The organism is Zavarzinella formosa DSM 19928, assembly GCF_000255705.1.
Taxonomy (GTDB): domain Bacteria; phylum Planctomycetota; class Planctomycetia; order Gemmatales; family Gemmataceae; genus Zavarzinella; species Zavarzinella formosa.
Genome location: NZ_JH636439.1, coordinates 2,077,364 through 2,079,429 on the forward strand (window position 1 = coordinate 2,077,364; position 2,066 = coordinate 2,079,429).

The 2,066-nt window shown below is 56.4% G+C and carries 3 protein-coding genes; 2 read left to right on the forward strand and 1 reads right to left on the reverse strand.

Annotation, left to right across the window (positions count from 1 at the left end; translation table 11 throughout):
- On the forward strand, window positions 1-262 hold a 262-nt coding region (locus BGIM_RS62705), incomplete at its 5' end, for a hypothetical protein (RefSeq protein ID WP_193788955.1).
- Window positions 263-583: 321 nt separating this feature from the next.
- On the opposite strand, the gene BGIM_RS0109875 is transcribed toward BGIM_RS62705, so the two are convergent.
- Window positions 584-1,111 (reverse strand): hypothetical protein, encoded by a 528-nt coding sequence (locus BGIM_RS0109875; RefSeq protein ID WP_020469622.1) that lies wholly within the window; start codon window positions 1,109-1,111, stop codon window positions 584-586.
- A 152-nt stretch (window positions 1,112-1,263) separates the two neighbouring features.
- On the opposite strand from BGIM_RS0109875, the gene BGIM_RS0109880 reads away from it, so the two are divergent.
- Window positions 1,264-1,731, forward strand: coding sequence for a hypothetical protein (locus BGIM_RS0109880; protein ID WP_020469623.1), 468 nt, complete (start codon window positions 1,264-1,266; stop codon window positions 1,729-1,731).
- Window positions 1,732-2,066: the final 335 nt, after the last annotated feature.

Consider the following 2,066-nt stretch of genomic DNA (forward strand, 5'->3'; position numbering starts at 1 on the left):
ATCCGCTCAAGAACCCTGTTCCACCCCTGTCGTGTTCAGCCCCGGCTACACCGTCGTGCAGAGCAGCCCTGTTTGCGTGTCTGCCCCGGTCATCAGCCGCGTTTACTACTCTGCCCCGACTTGCACAACCCAAACTTATTTCGCCCCGACGTGCTCCACCAGTTTCGTCGCCCCGACCTGCTACACCCCGTCACGAGTCTACTGGCACTCTTCCTACGGCTGCCATACCCGTGTGGTCCGGTGGTCGCACTACTGCCGGTGATTCGCCCGCCTTCGATGTGATGTCAAAAACGCTTGGGGGAAATTGCTTTGCCTGGTCTTCTCCCGTCCGGGCACGATTCACTGATGTGGAGAGCAAGTCGAACCCATGAGTTTTGGATTGAAAAAAGCCCGCCGGGGTTGATCCTCGGGGGGCTTTTTCCGTTACGCAAAACACCGGGGACAAAATCCACAACTCACTTAGATGAAACCCGGTACGACGGCGGGACTACGGGATGCTGTCATAAGATGAGGCCCGGAAGTGGCAATGGAAACGGGGGGATCGTGCATGGGAAAGCAGAGACAGTCGATGTCGGGGGGCGAGTCACTTGTTCTCTTTCACGGGTTTTTCTTCGTGGCGAACGACCCGACGCCATCGTGCCAGCACGCCTCCGGAATACTCGACGACGATTCCCGGCCTCGGATACAGTAACTCGACTGTCCCCGTTTCCGTTTCCACGCCATACCGGGCCGGCCCCGCCTCGGCTGCCACCTCGGCGGGCGACATTCCCGTAGTCAACTTGCTGTTCAAATAAACATCCGTGAGGCCTGCGATTGGGTTCGGGCCGCTTACGGTGGTTTCCACCAACGAACACCGGACGACCAAGTTGACGTTCGTGTCAACAGAGAGATTGTCCGGATACCACCACATCATGTATGCGATTGATCCCCCGCCGCTGCTGCCGCACTTTGAGGCGCCAGCGATGTGGTCCACCTCCTCCTGGCGCATTCCCACCCGGACAATCGGGACTCCCGCAAAATCGGGATCGCGTTTTGCGACCGGTGCGGCGTTGCGAATCGGCAGACAACCCACGACCGCCAAAGCGAGGCACAATAGAAAAGCTCGGTTCATATATATTCCCCCTTCCGGCAAATAATCGGAAGATGGGACAAACGCAAGATTGGTTTCGCGGGCGTGTCAGGACGAGCCATGGGACATAGCTTCATCGTCCTTTCATTGGCGGGAGGGTAAGTTACGAGAAATCCATTCTCGCGGAAGCTTCGATGAAACAGCTGTTTGTGCTGATTGCCGGACTATCGCTCGCACACATTGCCTGCGCCGAACTGAAGCACAACCGGGTTGTGATGAAGGCGGCGGGTTTCAAAATTGTGACATGGATGGATGGCAAATCATTCCCGCCCGGTTCCGCGATTGATCTTTATCTGGTTATTGATGCCCCGGCGGGGCTGAAGGATTTCGATGTGATCGTCGAGGTGGAGCTGTTCAAGGCGAACGACAAAACGTCGCTAAGACGGATTACACATAACGTCCGGCTTGCGAAGACCGACAAGGACGGCAAGGCATGGCGGGGGAATGTCAAGAACCTATTCCCTTCTCAGGAATCGCCGGACTCATCGGAACTTCCTTCGGAGGGCGACTACGAGCTTCAAGTCACGTTTCGACGCAAAGGGACTTTTGAGACGACAACCGCCCGGCAACTCATCTGCGTGGCGGATTTTGGGGAGTATTGAGGGGGAAGGAAAAGCCCCAAGGGCGAAACCTTGAAAGGCTTTTCAATCAGGAAAAACAACGGGTGCAAGCACCACAACTGATTTCCTTGTCACTTTCGTTTGGACACAACGGCAGAACGGTTAACCCGATCCGCGGACGAGGCTGCTTACGCAGACGACGGACACGGAATAAAAGATCGGCCGGTTCTGGCGGCGTGTCTTCATCGACTTGGAGGTAAGCCGTTCGGATTCCTTTGGGGATTCGCTCAGGCGTTCCCGTTTCAGAATCAGTGCTGTACCACCCACGGACTTGCTTCAGTGCGGCCATTTTCTCCAACACCTCTGCAATCTCCGCG

What these genes read in the sequence shown, in the direction of transcription:
- BGIM_RS0109880 (WP_020469623.1), top strand. Translation starts at nt 1,264, where the DNA reads ATGAAACAGCTGTTTGTGCTGATTGCCGGACTATCGCTCGCACACATT.
- BGIM_RS0109875 (WP_020469622.1), bottom strand. Translation starts at nt 1,111, where the DNA reads ATGAACCGAGCTTTTCTATTGTGCCTCGCTTTGGCGGTCGTGGGTTGT.